The 16,350-nt window shown below is 43.5% G+C and carries 16 protein-coding genes and 1 tRNA gene; 2 read left to right on the forward strand and 15 right to left on the reverse strand.

Translation table 11 applies throughout. The features are described 5' to 3' along the window. A partial coding sequence (locus DWX65_RS15250; protein ID WP_207661135.1) for a hypothetical protein occupies nucleotides 1–181 on the forward strand: 181 nt, incomplete at its 5' end. A gap of 91 nt (nucleotides 182–272) precedes the next feature. Here DWX65_RS15250 and DWX65_RS11605 read toward each other — a convergent pair. The 12 genes from DWX65_RS11605 to DWX65_RS11660 form a co-directional block, all read right to left on the reverse strand. After that, nucleotides 273–989, reverse strand: coding sequence for a CvpA family protein (locus DWX65_RS11605; RefSeq protein WP_117697850.1), 717 nt, complete (start codon nucleotides 987–989; stop codon nucleotides 273–275). Next, the gene (locus DWX65_RS11610; RefSeq protein ID WP_117697852.1) at nucleotides 986–2,197 is read right to left on the reverse strand and encodes a DUF5711 family protein; all 1,212 of its coding nucleotides are present in this window, start codon (nucleotides 2,195–2,197) and stop codon (nucleotides 986–988) included. The genes DWX65_RS11605 and DWX65_RS11610 overlap by 4 nt, the downstream gene beginning before the upstream one ends. 81 nt (nucleotides 2,198–2,278) lie before the next feature. Further along, nucleotides 2,279–3,619 carry a LysM peptidoglycan-binding domain-containing protein gene (locus DWX65_RS11615; RefSeq protein WP_117697854.1) on the reverse strand — a complete coding sequence of 447 codons (1,341 nt, stop codon included), beginning with the start codon at nucleotides 3,617–3,619 and terminating at the stop codon, nucleotides 2,279–2,281. A 153-nt stretch (nucleotides 3,620–3,772) separates the two neighbouring features. Next, entirely contained in the window at nucleotides 3,773–4,720 is a 948-nt protein-coding gene (locus DWX65_RS11620; protein ID WP_117697856.1) for a transketolase family protein, read from the reverse strand. Next, a complete protein-coding gene (locus DWX65_RS11625) occupies nucleotides 4,708–5,544 on the reverse strand; it encodes a transketolase (protein ID WP_022244306.1) in 837 nt (278 codons plus the stop codon). Before DWX65_RS11625 ends, DWX65_RS11620 begins: the two co-directional genes overlap by 13 nt. A 40-nt stretch (nucleotides 5,545–5,584) precedes the next feature. Then, nucleotides 5,585–6,181, reverse strand: coding sequence for a recombination mediator RecR (recR, locus tag DWX65_RS11630; protein ID WP_022244307.1), 597 nt, complete (start codon nucleotides 6,179–6,181; stop codon nucleotides 5,585–5,587). Between the two features lie 26 nt (nucleotides 6,182–6,207). Next, on the reverse strand, nucleotides 6,208–6,564 hold the full coding sequence (locus DWX65_RS11635; protein ID WP_022244308.1) for a YbaB/EbfC family nucleoid-associated protein: 357 nt from the start codon (nucleotides 6,562–6,564) through the stop codon (nucleotides 6,208–6,210). Nucleotides 6,565–6,585: 21 nt separating this feature from the next. After that, entirely contained in the window at nucleotides 6,586–8,148 is a 1,563-nt protein-coding gene (dnaX, locus tag DWX65_RS11640) for a DNA polymerase III subunit gamma/tau (protein ID WP_117697858.1), read from the reverse strand. A 20-nt stretch (nucleotides 8,149–8,168) separates the two neighbouring features. Continuing rightward, nucleotides 8,169–9,242: a 6-phosphofructokinase gene (locus tag DWX65_RS11645; protein WP_117697946.1), complete on the reverse strand. Its 1,074-nt coding sequence runs from the start codon at nucleotides 9,240–9,242 to the stop codon at nucleotides 8,169–8,171. Nucleotides 9,243–9,350: 108 nt separating this feature from the next. Further along, nucleotides 9,351–10,793 (reverse strand): aminoacyl-histidine dipeptidase, encoded by a 1,443-nt coding sequence (locus DWX65_RS11650; protein WP_117697860.1) that lies wholly within the window; start codon nucleotides 10,791–10,793, stop codon nucleotides 9,351–9,353. Further along, the gene (locus DWX65_RS11655; RefSeq protein WP_022244312.1) at nucleotides 10,793–11,155 is read right to left on the reverse strand and encodes a PqqD family protein; all 363 of its coding nucleotides are present in this window, start codon (nucleotides 11,153–11,155) and stop codon (nucleotides 10,793–10,795) included. The genes DWX65_RS11650 and DWX65_RS11655 overlap by 1 nt, the downstream gene beginning before the upstream one ends. Nucleotides 11,156–11,242: 87 nt before the next feature. Then, nucleotides 11,243–13,156, reverse strand: a complete 1,914-nt coding sequence (locus tag DWX65_RS11660; protein ID WP_117697862.1) for an OPT family oligopeptide transporter — start codon at nucleotides 13,154–13,156, stop codon at nucleotides 11,243–11,245. A 181-nt stretch (nucleotides 13,157–13,337) separates the two neighbouring features. On the opposite strand from DWX65_RS11660, the gene DWX65_RS11665 reads away from it, so the two are divergent. Continuing rightward, a tRNA-Ser gene (locus tag DWX65_RS11665) sits at nucleotides 13,338–13,423 on the forward strand. A gap of 74 nt (nucleotides 13,424–13,497) precedes the next feature. On the opposite strand, the gene DWX65_RS11670 is transcribed toward DWX65_RS11665, so the two are convergent. From DWX65_RS11670 to DWX65_RS11680, 3 genes are read right to left on the reverse strand one after another with little or no spacing between them, the layout of a single operon-like run. Then, nucleotides 13,498–14,457, reverse strand: coding sequence for a cation diffusion facilitator family transporter (locus tag DWX65_RS11670; protein ID WP_158552013.1), 960 nt, complete (start codon nucleotides 14,455–14,457; stop codon nucleotides 13,498–13,500). A gap of 51 nt (nucleotides 14,458–14,508) precedes the next feature. Beyond that, on the reverse strand, nucleotides 14,509–15,651 hold the full coding sequence (locus tag DWX65_RS11675; protein ID WP_117697865.1) for a sensor histidine kinase: 1,143 nt from the start codon (nucleotides 15,649–15,651) through the stop codon (nucleotides 14,509–14,511). Beyond that, nucleotides 15,648–16,328, reverse strand: a complete 681-nt coding sequence (locus tag DWX65_RS11680) for a response regulator transcription factor (RefSeq protein ID WP_022244316.1) — start codon at nucleotides 16,326–16,328, stop codon at nucleotides 15,648–15,650. Before DWX65_RS11680 ends, DWX65_RS11675 begins: the two co-directional genes overlap by 4 nt. Nucleotides 16,329–16,350: the final 22 nt, after the last annotated feature.

The raw sequence follows: 16,350 nt of genomic DNA on the forward strand, positions 1-16,350 counted from the left end.
ACAGAATATCATGTCTGTCAGCTTTTGTCAACAACTTTTTTCATTTTTTAAATTCTTATCTCCCGCCGCAACAGGTGTTTTCTGCGCGGTGGAGTTTTATAATAGCACGTCATTTTCGGGATGTCAACACCCTTTTTTCGGTTTTTTTACACACTTTTTTCAGGCGGTTTGTGGTTTCTAACAAAAAGCAATAGATATTGTGGATTCTGTTTTTTCATCCTACAATATCTATTTGCTGATATTTTTATGTCATTTTAAATTTTTTATACATTTTAGAAAATCCCGGCAAATATCTGTACCAGAAGATTATGCTGATAGAGGAATGCGAGGAACTCATTTTCTCCGATATATGTCACCAGCCGCGTGCCCCATTCTGTGGCTGCCATAATATGTATCAGATAAAATGCCACCCAGACTATAAGAAATCCTTTCACACCGCCTGCCAACATTCCCATGAACCGGTTGATTCCTTTCAGAACCGGAAGCTTCACCACCAGATCCAGCACATTCAAAATAATATGAAGAACCAGATATACCACCACATATGTCACTATGCAGGCAATCAGGCTGATGATAAAATGCGTGATTTTTTGTGCCATTGCCTGATAAACTCCGCTATCTGCCAGCGCCTGATGGACCGCATCACTTCCCGCTTCTGCCGCTTTGTCCATAAGGGCATCCAGTTCTCCGCCACTGATACCATTTTCTTCTAACTGCTGTCTGGTCTCTTCGGACTTCTCCTGTGCTTCCCGGTCCAGCCGGTCCTGCGCATTTTTTTCCACATGCTCTAAGCATTTCTCCGTGATTCTCTCATCCAGCTCTGTGTTTTCTTCTATATAGGTTGTAATCTTTGGAGCTGCAACCGACACCACTGCAAGGGTGATAATCATTGCAAGCAGGGAGAATACTATTTTTATAAATCCACGGAAGTATCCCTCCAGGGCACATACTACCAGGATTCCAATCACACATATCAATAACCAATTCACTTCAGTCTTACCTTCTCTGTTGTTCCTTCCATTATAAATATATAACCATTCTGGCTGCCGTCTGAAATCACATCATACAGCGGTGTATCAAATGTATAGGAAAATTTCTTTACACCATATGTATTGTAAATCTGACACTCTGTGGCGTTCCGGATACAGATTTCTCCATTTCCAAGGAAGTCCACATTTTCATAATCCATGGTAAAATCCTTGCTCAATACATGTTTGCCACCGGTATTATAAATTTCCATATGGCGGCTTTCTTCTGTGCTTTCGGTATCGAATTCTGCCTGCACATCATTATTGTAAATGATGCCAATATAATTTTCACTGGTAAATACACTCTTTATTTCCTGGTTCAGCGTAATTTCATCATCCGGCTCCGGTTTCTGGGTACCTCTGAACAAAATAATTTTGGAATCGCCAAATGCCACCAGACGGTTGTTATCGGTAAATTCTATCTGAGGTATTATCACATCCGGATAGTCGAAGCTTCCTACCATATAATCAATCTCATTTTGTCCTACTGAGCCAAAATTGTAGAATTTGATTGTGCTGCATACTTCTCCATTATTGACCGTGAGCATGGACACTGCTAATTTCTTTCCATCATTGCAAAGGGAAATATCCAGCGGATAACCGCTTTTTTCTGTATAGAATGCGCCGGACACCAGATTTTTGCCATTTTGGTCATACATACGGATGTAATTCTCTCCGTCACTCTCCATCCATACTGCCACAACGCCCTGGTTGGCTACGCTTATTCTGGAGATGTTCATCGGTGTCTCAATTTTGCCCTGCATTCCCGCCTGATTCATGATATAGATTTCAGTTCCGCCCCTATCTGCCAATGCCACATAATCCTCACAGACATCTGCCATTGGTTCTTTCATCTCATAGGTCTGGTTCCAGTACACTTCATCATTGGCGTCGGTATAAATTGCCCCATCGTTACTATATTTGATAAAACCATTTCCATATGCAAGAAACTGGCTTCCAGCAGTGTCCTGACGTTCCACGCTTTTTTCTACCGTGTAACTATTATATTTCCGCAATTTCTGAAAAAAGAAAATCCCCAATGCTGCAACAGCTGCCAGTGCCAGCAACAACAATATGATTTTTATTATTTTCAAACGATGTTTCCGTATTTTGGTATTCAGTTCTTCTTCGTCTGTTTCGATGGTACGAAACTGTGTTTTATCTGCCATTTCTGTTTCTTAACTCCTGCTGTTCTCTTCACTCTTCTATTGATTATAGCCTATATTCCATGTTTCGGCATTATTTTTTTCTTATGGAAGTATTAATTTTTCGCCAACCTTTATATTATCGACATTTTCAATCCCATTTGCCGCACACAAATCTGCCACATGGGAAGCATCCTGATATATCTTTTTACTGATGGAAATCATGCTGTCTCCCGGCTGCACGATATAATAGCCCTGCTGCAATATAATTTCCGCCTCGGACCGGGGCTGTGTACTTGCGGATGCTGCCTGGTCAGATGTATTATCCGGTGCTGCCGTGTTATCCTGTGTTGCAGTGTTATCCGGTGCTGCCGTGCTATCCTGTGCTGCCGTGCTGTCCGGTGCTGCCATGTTATCCGGTGCTGCCGTGTTGTCCGCAACCTGTAAGTTTTCTGCATTCTCTTTTTCCGTTGGTTCTACCTGTCCCGCAAGGTCCTCGATGACCAGCTTTGTCTGGGTTTCCGTATCCGGTGCAGGGTCTGTTCCTGATGAATCATTTTTCTGTTCCATGACACTGACCGCAGTTTCTAGTTTCTTCATTTTCTCATAATTATTAAACATGCTGATGCCGACGACTATAATTGCAATGACCACCAGAAGACCACTTCCATAAACCAGTGAATGAAATGCCGGCAGTTGAAAATTCTTCTTTGGTCTGTTTAAGACCAGCTCCCGGTAGTTTTTTAATGCCTCATCCCGGACCTCCTCCGGTTTCACTTCCTGCGGTGTGTCTTTCCGCGATACTATCATATACTCCTGCATCGCCTGGTTGCGTTCATAATAGATATAATAGCCTTCTTTTTTATGAACGGCTCCATCTTCATATATGTATAACGCTTCTTCTTTTTCCAGGGAATCCGACAGCAGCAGAAGCCTATTGTTTCCCCCAAAGAAATTTTTCAGTATCCGTTCCAGTTCCGGTGTCAGGCAGGGTGCTGTCCCCTTCTCATCATAAAACCAGCCCAGCAGGGTGCTTCCATCAAAATAGCGTTTAATTAAGGTGCATATTTCTGTCCGGATTTTCTCCTGAAAAACCGGAGCTGTCCCACAATATGCAATTTCCAGCAATTCAAATGCTCCATTTACATAGATATTCGTGTTTTTGCCATGGGTTTCGGTTCTGCCCACCAGAATGCATACCCTCCGTTCATTCATTCCGAGAAATGCCGGATGCAGATAGGTGTATACATAATCTTCTATGAAAATGTGTTTTTCACCCTCTGGCGTCCCAATCTGGCGGAAATTTCGTGGAAACGTTGCCGTATCCTCCGCCTTCTCGTTCGTTCTTCTATTTTCTGTCACTATATTTCCTGTTGCGGTATTTCCTGCCGGTGCATTTCCTGTTGCTGAATTTTCTATTTCCTTCCGTTGTATAATCTCTATCACTTCTGCCGCCCCTTTCCTCTTGTCCTGGGACAACCATAACACAGAGGCGGCGGATTTTTTGCCATATCATGGATGGCGAAAAATGAAGTTTCTGACAGATTTTTACGAAAAAAGCTGCCACTTTTTCAGTGACAGCTTTCCTTTTTGTCTTTTTTAGTTTTCTTTTACAAAGGCTTTTACCTTTTTGTAGATACTTTCTGCATCCAGTCCGTATTTTGCAATCAGTTCCGGTGCCGGGCCTGACTCGCCAAAGGTATCATTTACGCCAATGCGGAGCACTTTGGCCGGTGCTTTCTCGCAAAGGACTTCACATACAGCACTTCCAAGTCCACCGATGATGGAATGCTCTTCTACGGTTACGACTTTGCCTGTCTTTGTGGCTGATGCAGCAACTAATTCTGCATCGATTGGCTTAATGGTATGGATGTTGATAATCTCTGCATCAATGCCATCTGCTGCCAACATTTTCTCTGCTGCTAATGTCTCGCTTACTTCCAGTCCGGTTGCAAAGATGGTAACATCTTTTCCTTCTTTTAAGACGATTCCTTTTCCGATTTCGAATTTGTAATCTTCGTTATCGTTAAATACAGGAATTGCAAGTCTGCCAAATCGGAGGTAAACCGGTCCTACATGTTCATATGCCGCTTTTACTGCAGCTTTTGCTTCAATATCATCACTCGGATTAATCACTACCATTCCAGGAATTTCACGCATCAGTGCAAGGTCTTCTAAGCACTGGTGGGTTGCACCGTCTTCTCCTACAGAGATTCCTGCATGGGTTGCACCGATTTTTACATTCAGGTGTGGATATCCGATTGCGTTACGCACCTGCTCATAAGCACGTCCTGCTGCAAACATTGCAAAGGAGCTCATGAATGGAACTTTACCGCAGGTAGAAAGTCCTGCTGCGATTCCAGCCATATTTGCTTCTGCAATTCCACAGTCCAAGAAACGTTCCGGAAATGCTTTCTTGAAGATTTCCGTCTTGGTTGCACCTGCCAAATCGGCATCTAATACTACAAGGTCTGTGTGTTCCCTGCCCAGTTCTACTAAAGCATTACCGTAGCTTTCTCTTGTTGCAATCTTCTTTACTTCTGACATAATGCTTCACCTGCTTTCTTCAATTCTTCCATTGCCTGTTCGTACTGCTCGTCGTTTGGAGCTTTTCCATGCCAGCCCACCTGATTTTCCATAAAGGAAACTCCTTTTCCTTTGGTGGTCTTTGCGATGATTGCAACCGGCATGCCTTTTACTTTCTTTGCTTCTGCAAAGGCATTACGGATTTCTTCCATATCATTTCCATTGATATTGATTACATGGAAATTGAATGCTTCAAATTTCTTATCAATCGGATATGGAGAACATACTTCTTCTACCGTTCCATCTATCTGAAGGTTATTGTTATCTACGATTACAGTCAGGTTGTCTAAGTGATGTGCGCCTGCCCACATGGCAGCTTCCCAGATTTGTCCTTCCTGAATCTCACCATCACCACACATTGCATATACCTGATAATCCTTATCATCCATCTTACCAGCCTGTGCCATTCCTACTGCGCAGGACAATCCCTGTCCTAAGGAACCTGCAGACATATCAACACCCGGAATATGTTTCATATCCGGATGTCCCTGTAAATAAGAACCTGTATGACGCAGTGTCACAAGATCTTCTACCGGAAAATATCCTTTGTGTGCCAGTACAGAATATAATGCCGGAGCTACATGTCCTTTCGACAGCACAAATCTGTCGCGGTCTGCCATCTTCGGATTCTTCGGATCCACATTCATCTCTTCAAAATACAGATATGTCATAATATCTGCTGCGGAAAGTGATCCGCCTGGATGTCCGGATTTTGCACTGTGCAATGCCGTAACAATACTTTGTCTTACTTCATTTGCCTTTTTTTCCAACTCTGCATTCGTCATTTTACTTAACCTTTCTCATGAATAAGCTTGTTTGTATCCATTACAACTCCACACGTCCCTCTAACGCGCGAAGTAATGTTACCTCGTCAATGTATTCCAAATCCCCTCCCACAGGGACGCCGCTGGCAATTCTTGAGACCTTGATTCCAGTCGGTTTCACCAGCTTGCTGATATACATTGCTGTTGTCTCTCCCTCTAAGCTTGAATTGGTGGCGATGATGACTTCTCTTACATCACCCTCCAGCCGATGTATCAGCTCCTTGAGCTTAATGTCATTCGGTCCGATTCCAAGCATCGGAGATATTGCCCCATGAAGTACATGATATACTCCTTCATATTTTCCAGTTTTCTCATAAGCTGCCAGATCCCTGGTGTCCTCTACTACCATGATTACGCTGTGATCCCGCTGGGGATTTTTGCATATCGGGCAGAGTTCATCATCGGTCAGGGTCAGGCACTCTTTGCAGTAGTGTATATTCTGTCTTGCATCTAATATGGAACGACTTAATTTTTCCACATTTTCTTCCGGCATATTCAAAATATGAAATGCCAGTCTCTGCGCCGACTTTGGTCCAATTCCCGGCAAGCCGGAAAGTTGTTCTATCAGACGGCTTATCTGACTGCTGTAATAGTCCATTCTGCTTCCTCTTCTCCTTCAGCTGATTAGAATGGGAATCCGCCGCCAAGTCCACCCATGCCACCGGTAATCTTGGACATGGACTGCTGGGAATATTCTTCAATCTGGCGCAGTGCCTCATTGGTTGCTGCCATAATCATGTCTTCTAACATTTCTACATCATCCGGGTCAACTGCTTCCGGATCAATCTTTACTTTGGTTACTTCTTTCTTACCGGAGACTGTAACCTCAACTGCACCGCCACCTGCTGCGGCTGTTACTTCTTTCTCCTCTAACTCCTTGGATGCCTCTTCCATCTGGCGCTGCATCTTCTGTGCCTGTTTCATAAGGTTTCCCATATTTCCCGGCATTCCGCCCGGAAATCCTCCGCCTCTTTTTGCCATGTTTCCATTTCCTCCTGTATTTTATTCATCTTCAATGGTTATATCCATATTGATTATCTGTGACAAATCCACATAGGATTCTTCAAACGGACGATTCGACTGATTCTGCTGAATCTGAATCTCCACTTCTTTTTCTATATAATCAGAAATCACCTGTCGGATTTCATTTCTGTGGTCTTCCTCTTCCACGTAGCCTGCTGCAACCGGGTCATCCAATACAATCATCAGACGGTCATCTCCGCCAAGACTTAAATGTGCCGACTTAAGATAGGTGCGCACCACGCCGCTCATCTTCGGTAGAATGGAATTCCAGTTCTTTACAATCTGTTCCACATCTTCCGGGATTGCTTTTGGCATTGGCGGACGGCTGACCGGTGCTGCTGCCTCGGCCGGCTGTGTCGCGGTATTCACCGGTGCTGCCATGGGAATTCCCTGCTCCATCTTCTTTTCTAACTTTGCTAACCGGTCTGTAATGGAATCCATGTTGGTCTCCATTGCAGGTTTACATAATTTAATTATTGCGATTTCAATTAAGATTCGTTTCTGGGAAGAATATTTTACCTGATTGGACAGCTCGGAGAAAATCCGGATATACCGCATCAGTACATCTGCTTCTACCAACCGGGCTTCTTCTTTTAAAAGTGCCATGTTCTCAGAAGACATATCTAAGACTTCTTCCATATCGTCTGAGCCTTTTAACAAAAGCAGGTTTCTTAAATACCAGGTAAAGTCATTGACAAACTGTCCTAAATCTCTTCCCTCGATGACCAGCTCTTCTAACTGCGAAATGGCTCCTGCCACATCTTCTGCCAGCACTTTCCGCAGTAATTTAGAAAAGACTTCCGTATCTACTGCACCCAGCACCTCTAACACATGGTCATAGGTCAGCTTCTGTCCCAGATAAAAGGCGATGCACTGGTCTAAAAGGCTTAAGGCATCCCGCATGGATCCGTCTGCCGCTTTGGCAATATAGCGGATTGCCCGTTCTTCCACTTCCACATTTTCCTTTTCCATCAGTTCCATCAGGCGGTCTGATATGGTCTCAATGGAAATCCTCCGGAAATCATACCGCTGACATCTCGAAAGAATCGTAATCGGTATCTTATGGGCTTCCGTAGTTGCCAGTATAAAAATGACATAGGAAGGCGGCTCTTCCAGGGTCTTCAACAAAGCGTTAAAGGCTCCGATGGAGAGCATGTGCACCTCGTCTATGATATAAACTTTGTATTTTCCTTCTGTCGGGCGGTATGCTACCTCTTCCCGGATTTCACGGATATTATCTACACCGTTATTGGATGCCGCATCAATTTCGATAACATTCATGGAACTTCCTGCCGCAATTGCTTTACAGCTTGCACATTCTCCACAAGGGCTTCCATCTACGGGATGTTCGCAGTTGACTGCCTTGGCAAATATTTTTGCGATGGTTGTCTTACCGGTTCCTCTCGTTCCACAGAACAGATATGCATGGCCGATACGGTCTGCCTTTATCTGGTTCTTTAAGGTTGTTACTATATGCTCCTGTCCTTTGACATCCGCGAATTCCTGTGGGCGGAACTTACGGTAAAGTGCCATGTATGACATCTATTCCATCCTCGCTTCTCTTAATCTCCAAAGCTGATTCCAATGGTCTTTGCCTCTTTAATCATCTGGCAGCCCGGGTCAACCGTCTTTAACTTGCCAGCCACATCCTTCAGTGGAACACGCTTTGTCTTATCATTAATCATCGCAATCATATATCCGTAATCTTCATCAATGATTGCCTGGGCTGCTGCTGCACCAAGTCGTGTACAGAGTGCACGGTCATATGGGCATGGACTGCCACCGCGCTGGGTATGGCCCGGTACGGTTACACGTACTTCGGTGCCACTGCGTTTCTCAATCTGGTCTGCAATCTCATAGGATACAGACGGATATTTATAATTCTTTAACTTCTCTTTGTATTCTTTCTTAGAAAGTGCTGCATCTTCCTTGGAAATAGCACCCTCTGCTACTGCAAGAATGGTAAAGCCTTTTCCATCCCTGGTTCTCTTATCTATTGCTTCGATGACTTTATCAATATCATATGGGATTTCCGGCAGTAATATGATATCTGCTCCACTGGCAACACCTGCGTACAGGGTCAGCCAGCCCACTTTATGTCCCATGACTTCTACGATAAAGACACGATTATGGGATGCTGCTGTTGTGTGTATACAATCAATAGCTGCACATGCTACATTGATTGCACTATAGAAACCAAAGGTAATGTCTGTTCCATAGATATCATTGTCGATGGTCTTCGGCAGATGGATGACATTTAATCCTTCTTCCCGAAGGAGATTGGCAGTCTTCTGTGTTCCGTTTCCGCCAAGGATTACCAGACAATCCAGTTTCAGTTTATGATAGGTCTGCTTCATTGCTTCCACCTTATCCAGCCCGTTCTCATCCGGCACACGCATCAGTTTAAATGGCTGTCTGGAAGAACCCAAGATGGTTCCGCCCTTGGTAAGGATTCCCGAAAAATCCTTTGATGTAAGCAGGCGGTAATCGCCATAAATCAATCCCTTGTAACCATTATAAAAACCGTAGATTTCCAACTCATCCACATTATGACTTAATCCTTTTACCACGCTGCGCATTGCTGCATTTAATGCCTGACAGTCTCCGCCGCTGGTCAACATACCTATTCTTTTCATTTGCTGCATCCCTTTCTTTGCTTATTGTTGTGCATACGCCCACACATCCAGAATATATTATAATATATTTTTTTTTAGGGTACAAGCTATAATGCCCGCTTAAGCAATTTATTTACAGGCAATTACTTTCAGGATATAATCCCATACTCTCTTTGTGGAAGAAATGCTTAATTTCTCCTCTGTGGTATGAATGGCAATCATATCGGGTCCGATGGAGACAGCATCCAGTCCGTCAATCTTACCTGCTAAAATGCCACACTCAAGTCCGGCATGAATTGCTTCTACGGTCGGCTCTTTTCCATACATTTCCTTGAAAATGCGGACCATATCATCCCGGAGTACAGAATCCCTGCGGTATTCCCACGCAGGATAATTACCGGTATTGGTGACTCTTCCGCCAAACTCTTCCACCAGCGCAGCAATACGTTTCAAAAGATATTCTTTTGCGGTTCCCACTGCACTTCTTACGGCATACTGCAGAGTCAGCTTATCTTTTTCCAGAGTCAGAACGCCGAGGTTTAAAGAAGTCTCTACCAGTCCCTTGATGTCATCACTCATGCGAAGAATTCCATTTGGAAGCAGGTTGATTAAAAGCACTGTTTTTCTTGCTGCAGCTTCTGTTAATACTTCCTTCTCACAGTTTTCTTCTACTGCTACGGATATCTGGATATCCGGGTCACTGGTGGAAAATTCATGGGTGATTTTCTCTGCAATTTCTTCTATTTTATGGACAAGCTGTGTGGCATCTTCCTGTACCATAAGCTCTGCTGCACTTTCTCTTGGAATGGCATTCTGCTTATTTCCGCCGGATAATGCTGCTATCTGATAATGATATTCATCTTTTAATTCCAAAAGAATTCTTCCCAGCAAAATGTTGGAGTTGGCTCTTCCTTTGTCAATTTCCACGCCGGAATGTCCACCCTTTAATCCTGCCACATGAATAGAAACAAGATTTCCTGCGCTCTTTTCCCATTCCGCCGGAAGTTCACATACGGTGCTGCATCCACCGGCACAGCTTACCAGCATGATTCCTTCATTTTCGGAATCCAGGTTCAGAAGCTTTTTTGCTTTCAAGTGGGAAACATCCAGTGCTACAGCTCCTTCCATGCCAACCTCTTCGGACACGGTACAGATAAATTCGATACGTGGATGCGCAATGCTGTCAGAGTCTAAGATTGCCAGTGCGTATGCAACTGCAATTCCATCGTCGCCGCCAAGGGTTGTTCCCTTTGCACTGATATAATCTCCATTTACTTCCAGTGTCAGTCCGTCATTTTCAAAATCGATGGTGCTGCCCGGTTCTTTCTCGCACACCATATCCATATGTCCCTGAATCATCAGCGGTGCAACATCTTCATAGCCCGGTGCTGCCTCTTTGATGATAATGACATTTTTTACTTCATCCTGATAATATTCTAAGTTCCGTTCCTTTGCGAAGTTTACCAGATAATTGCTGATTTTCTCCTCTTTATAGGATGGACGGGGAATATTGCTGATTTCTTCAAAATAATGAAATACCTCTTTTGGTTCTAAGCCTGCTAATGCGCTCATTATGATTCCTTCTTTCTTAATTTATTCTCATATACGATAAAATGGTTGTTATGCAGAATCTTGATATACTGGGACAGTCTCTCATAAAGAGGTTCTGCCTTGTCACCGAATCTTTCTTTTACCAGTGTACCAATCTCATAGATGGTTTTCTTTCCATCCATCTGTTCCCACACGAAGCTGCCGAATTCATCCAGCTCGATATAGCTGTATTTCGGTTTCTTAAATAACACCTGTGCGATTTTGTTAAACACACCTTTGTTATGCATTTTTATTTCTATTTTGCCATCTTTGTTCTTATTACATTCAAATAATGTATTCGGACGTGGGATATAATCTAAATAATTGTCTTTTTTCTTTGCCATATTGCCTCCTGTTATCTTCGCTAGCAGTATAAAACATCTGCCGCCTTTTCGCAAGACGGCAGATGTAAGAACTACTTGATTCTGTTTTTAATTTTCTTTTTTCTTCTTTCCACGGATGAAAAGGATTAAAGTTACGGCAAGTAATGCAAAGAATACCAGTCCGCCAATGTTTCCTAAACTGAAGCCGAATATTGCAGATAAGTTAAATGCATCTGCAAAGGTCTCTCCCTTGAATGGAATGACTGCGCAGACTGCAAGGAGTATTCCTACCAGACCCTCTCCGGCAATCAGGCCGGATGAGTAAAGCACTCCGTTTTCCACTTTGTGTTTCTTCTCTTCTTCAGATTCACCCTTCTTCTTATCGAAGTATAAGCGGATTAATCCACCAACAATCATTGGTGTGCTTAAGTAAATCGGAAGGTAAAGACCTACTGCAAATGGCAATACCGGAATTCCAAGGATTTCTACTACTACTGCAATACCAACGCCTGCAAATACCAGTACCCAAGGAAGGTTTCCGCCCATAACTCCTTCTACTACCATCTTCATCAAGGTTGCCTGCGGTGCAGGGATTGCTGAGGAACCATAGCTCCATGCTGCATTTAACAGATATAATACTCCACCGATTGCAATAGCGGACGCTGCCACACCGATGATTTCACCAACCTGCTGTTTCCAAGGTGTTGCTCCTACCAGATAACCGGTCTTTAAATCCTGTGATGTATCTCCGGCGATTGCTGCGATGATACAGATGACAGAACCGATTGCAATAGAAGCTACCATTCCAGGCATTCCGATGGTTCCGGTTGCTTTTAAAATCATAGTTGTGATAAGCAGTGTTGCAATTGCCATTCCGGATACCGGGTTATTAGAACTTCCTACGATACCAACCATTCTGGATGATACGGTTGCAAAGAAGAATCCGAAGATTACAATAATAATTGCTCCAAGAAGGCTTACCGGAACTGCCGGAACCAGCCACATGATAATAGCCATGATTCCAATCGTAAGAATTACGATATTTATTGGAATATCTTTATTGAGACGGCTGTTGTCGCCATTTCCTTTGCTTCCGTAGCTCTTTAATGCCTGACGGAAGGTCTTTGCGATAAGTGGCAGATTCTTTACCAGACTGATGATTCCGCCTGCAGCAACTGCTCCTGCCCCAATGTAACGGATATAGTTTGACCAGATTCCTGCTGCGCCAAGTTCAGATACCGGAACACTTGCCGGGAAAATGGTAAGGTCTGCGCCAAAGAGTGCGATTAACGGCATCAGTACGAACCAGCCGATTACTCCACCTGCAAAAATGTAGGAAGATACTCTGGCTCCACAGATATAACCAACTCCAAGAAGTGCCGGAAGTACATCCATTCCGATTCCGGAACCCTTGTAAGATTTGATTTCATAAGTCACTTCACTCGGGAATACTTTCAAACCATCTGTGATGAATTTGTATGCTGCTGCAATTCCCAGACCAGCAAATACGGTACTTGCTTTTGCTCCGCCTTCTTCTCCGGCTACCAGCACTTCTGCACATGCTTTTCCTTCCGGATAAGGAAGCTTTCCATGCTCCTGTACGATTAACGCACTACGAAGTGGAATCATAAACATAACTCCGATAACACCACCGATTAATGCAATCAATGCGATTTCCACTAAAGATGGCATGCTTGTGCCACCTTCCTCTGCCCACATGAACAGAGCCGGAAGTGTAAAGATTGCTCCTGCTGCAAGAGACTCTCCGGCAGAACCGATGGTCTGTACCATGTTATTCTCCAGAATGGAGTCCCTTCTTAAAATTACGCGGATAATTCCCATGGAAATTACCGCTGCCGGTATGGATGCCGACACTGTCATTCCTACTCTAAGTCCTAAGTATGCATTTGCTCCACCGAAAACTACGGCCAGCAGGATACCCAGAATAATAGAGATTGGCGTAAGCTCCGGCAAAACTTTGTCTGCCGGAATATACGGCTTGAACTCTTTTTCATTATTCATTTGTCTAATCCTCCTACTTATGGTCACTATAACCAATATAAATAATATTATACGGGCATTTGCCGGGTCTGTCAATGAAATCTGCTTGCATCCGGCAGGAAAATATTGTATGATATATATGTTGTTGTGCAAAACACTTTACCACACGAATCCAACAAAGTGTATGCACTCTTTTTTATCTGGAGATGTATCGAAGTGGTCATAACGGGGCGCACTCGAAATGCGTTAGCCCTCCGGGGCACGCGGGTTCGAATCCCGCCATCTCCGTTTCATAAAAAGTGCCGGTGGAATATTCCATCGGCACTTTTTATACACTCCGGCACCTGTGTCCGGTATTATTTTTATTCCGGCAAATCCGGTATCAGTTCCACATAAATCTGATCAAAGTATTTCTTTAATTCTTCCCGGATTCCATTTCTGATTCTGGTGAGGGACTGCATTGTAATAATATCATTGGGACTGTCTATGTATATTTCCACCCAGGTTTTTCGTCCGGTCTGGATGACATCTAAGAATTCTATCGTATAGGAACAGGTCTGCATATATTGTTCTGCTATGGAACGTATCTGGTCCATAACTTCCTGCTCCGGTGCAAAGAGCACCAGCTCCCTGAGTCCATGCAATATCATTTTCACCGGTTCTACAATTAAGATTAATGCCATCACAATTGCCACTACCGGGTCTATGTACGGTGTCAGCCATTCGTACGGTGTCTTCTGCAGCAGGAACTGTCCGAAGAATGCGGCGGATACGCCAAAACTGCTGACTACATCCAGTTTCCAGTTATACATTTCCGCTTTTACCACTACGGATGCATACCGTTTACTGAAATAATGAAGCAGGAAATAAATGACAAGGCAGCCGGCAAATACACCAAACTCAAAGCCTGCAAGCTGGCTGGCATTTACCATATGTCCGCCATGCAGGATGCTTTGAACACTGTCAATTAAAAGCTGGATGGTAACTACTAAAAGCACACTGTACTTGATTACCAGAAATAAAGATTCCACCTGGGAAAACCCATATGGTCTGCGTTCCGTTACCGGCCGGTATAACAGTGGCACCAGCACCAGAAACGGTCCTATCATTATTAAATCTGTCACATCAAATACGCAGTCCATCAATATTGCATGGGAATGACTGATATATGCCATAACTCCTTCTGCTACTACAAAGAGTACGCTTCCAATAAAGGACAGGTTTATCATTCTTTTTTCCAGTTTCATTTTACTGGCTGCATTCATTTCCTTAATTACCGGTAAATCTTCATTGGCTGTACGGACTATTTTTCGTTCCAGCATTTTCTTTCCTCCCATTTCTGGCTGTTCAAAAGCACATCAGATATATTCTCTTTAAAAAATCACATCAAAAATCGTCCCTCCAGACGGACTGGCCTTAACTGTTATACTGCCATCATGCACTCTCACAATTTCATGAACCAAAGCAAGTCCCAGACCTACGCCCCCCAGTTCCCTGCTTCTGGATTTATCCACACGGAAGAATGGTTCAAACACGCGCTCCCGTAGTTCCTCCGGGATTCCGCTTCCTGTATCCTCTACTGACAGATAAACATGCTTTTCCTTCTGATACGCAGTAACTGTAACCTGTCCACCTGAATGATTATATTTTATTGCATTTTCAACAAGATTATATACCAGCCTGTAAATAAGAATATCACTTCCGACCATTGTTGTGTTCTTGCATTTTCCAGCAAGCTTTATATTTTTTTCCTGTGCAAGAGGTTCCAAATCTGCCAGCACTTCATCAATGAGAGCGTCAACTGCAATTTTCTCATCTCTTCCCACCGTCTGAAGTTCGCTCATGTCAAGAAGTGTCTTTACCATCCTGCTGAGCCTGTCATTCTGTTCCGTAACCATCTTTATCGTCTGTAAAGTATCCGTATCATTGCCCGGATGTCCGGTGGAATTATATAAATCAAGCTGTACCTGCATTAAAGACAGTGGGGTTCGAAGCTCATGTGCTGCATTTGCGGTAAATTGTCTTTGTATCTCAAAGGCATCCGAAAGGCGTTCCAGCATTTTGTTATATGAAGCACTAAGCTGGTTCAGTTCTTTCACCTGATTCTCTTCTATCCGTGAATCTGCCAGATTCTGTGCCTGTACTTCTTCGATTTTATCCGAAAACTCTCTAATCGGTCTGAGGGCACGCCCACTTATAAAATATGTAGCCACTCCACCAAGAAGTGCCAATAAAGCTGAAATTATCAGGCTGCTTTTTTTGTAATCCGTCTTATTGTTGTATACCTGGACCGAAAAATCATTTGCAAATTCGTCCCACTTGTCTTCCGGAATACTGATATATATTTCGTCTGATTCATTTCCATTCCCATCTCCCTGTGCATCAACAGTCTCCTGCAGGGATTCCATATAATACACACCGTTTTTATAGACCAGCATAGTCAGGCATCCACATATAACCGCAATATATAATGTAATGATACAGGTAAGCCTCCACTGCAACGACATTCTTCTCATTTATCGGACTCCTCTCGTATTTTATACCCCTCTCCCACCTTGTTCAAAACCGGATCATATCCAAGCACGGACTTCAGTTTTCTTCTGAGCGAAGACATATGCACTCTGATGGAGCCGCTAAAGCTATCCACGGATGCATCCCAGACATGTTCTATCAGTTCCTCCTGGCTGACCGGTCTGCCAAGATTAAGAAGAAGGTATTCCAGAATACCATTTTCTTTTCTTGTCAGGGGAACCATTTTCCCTTTTGCATATGCCTCGCGTCTTATCGTATTGAACTTAATTTCACCACTTTCCAGGCATATATCCTTCTGCACAAATTTTCTTCTTGTCAGGCTTCTGATACGTGCCTCAAGTTCCTGCAAATGAAACGGTTTTTCCATATAATCGTTTGCACCTGCATCCAGTCCCTCAACCTTATCGGCAATCTGTCCTCTTGCAGATAATATCAGGACCTTCGTCTCCTCATTTTTCTGTCTAAGTTCCCTTAAAATGTCCATTCCATCCATACCCGGCAGATTCAGATCCAGAACAATCAAATCATAATCCTCCGCCAGAATGCATTCCAGTGCCTCTTCCCCGTCATAGCAGGTATCCACCTCGTAACCGGCATCATACAGACTTTTTGCAATTGTGTCGCATATTTGTTTCTCATCTTCAACTATTAATAATCTCAAAAGCTTTCACCTGTTTCTTAAC

Origin of the sequence: Roseburia sp. AF20-18LB, assembly GCF_003461185.1 — a bacterium.
Taxonomy (GTDB): Bacteria; Bacillota; Clostridia; order Lachnospirales; family Lachnospiraceae; genus Roseburia_C; species Roseburia_C amylophila.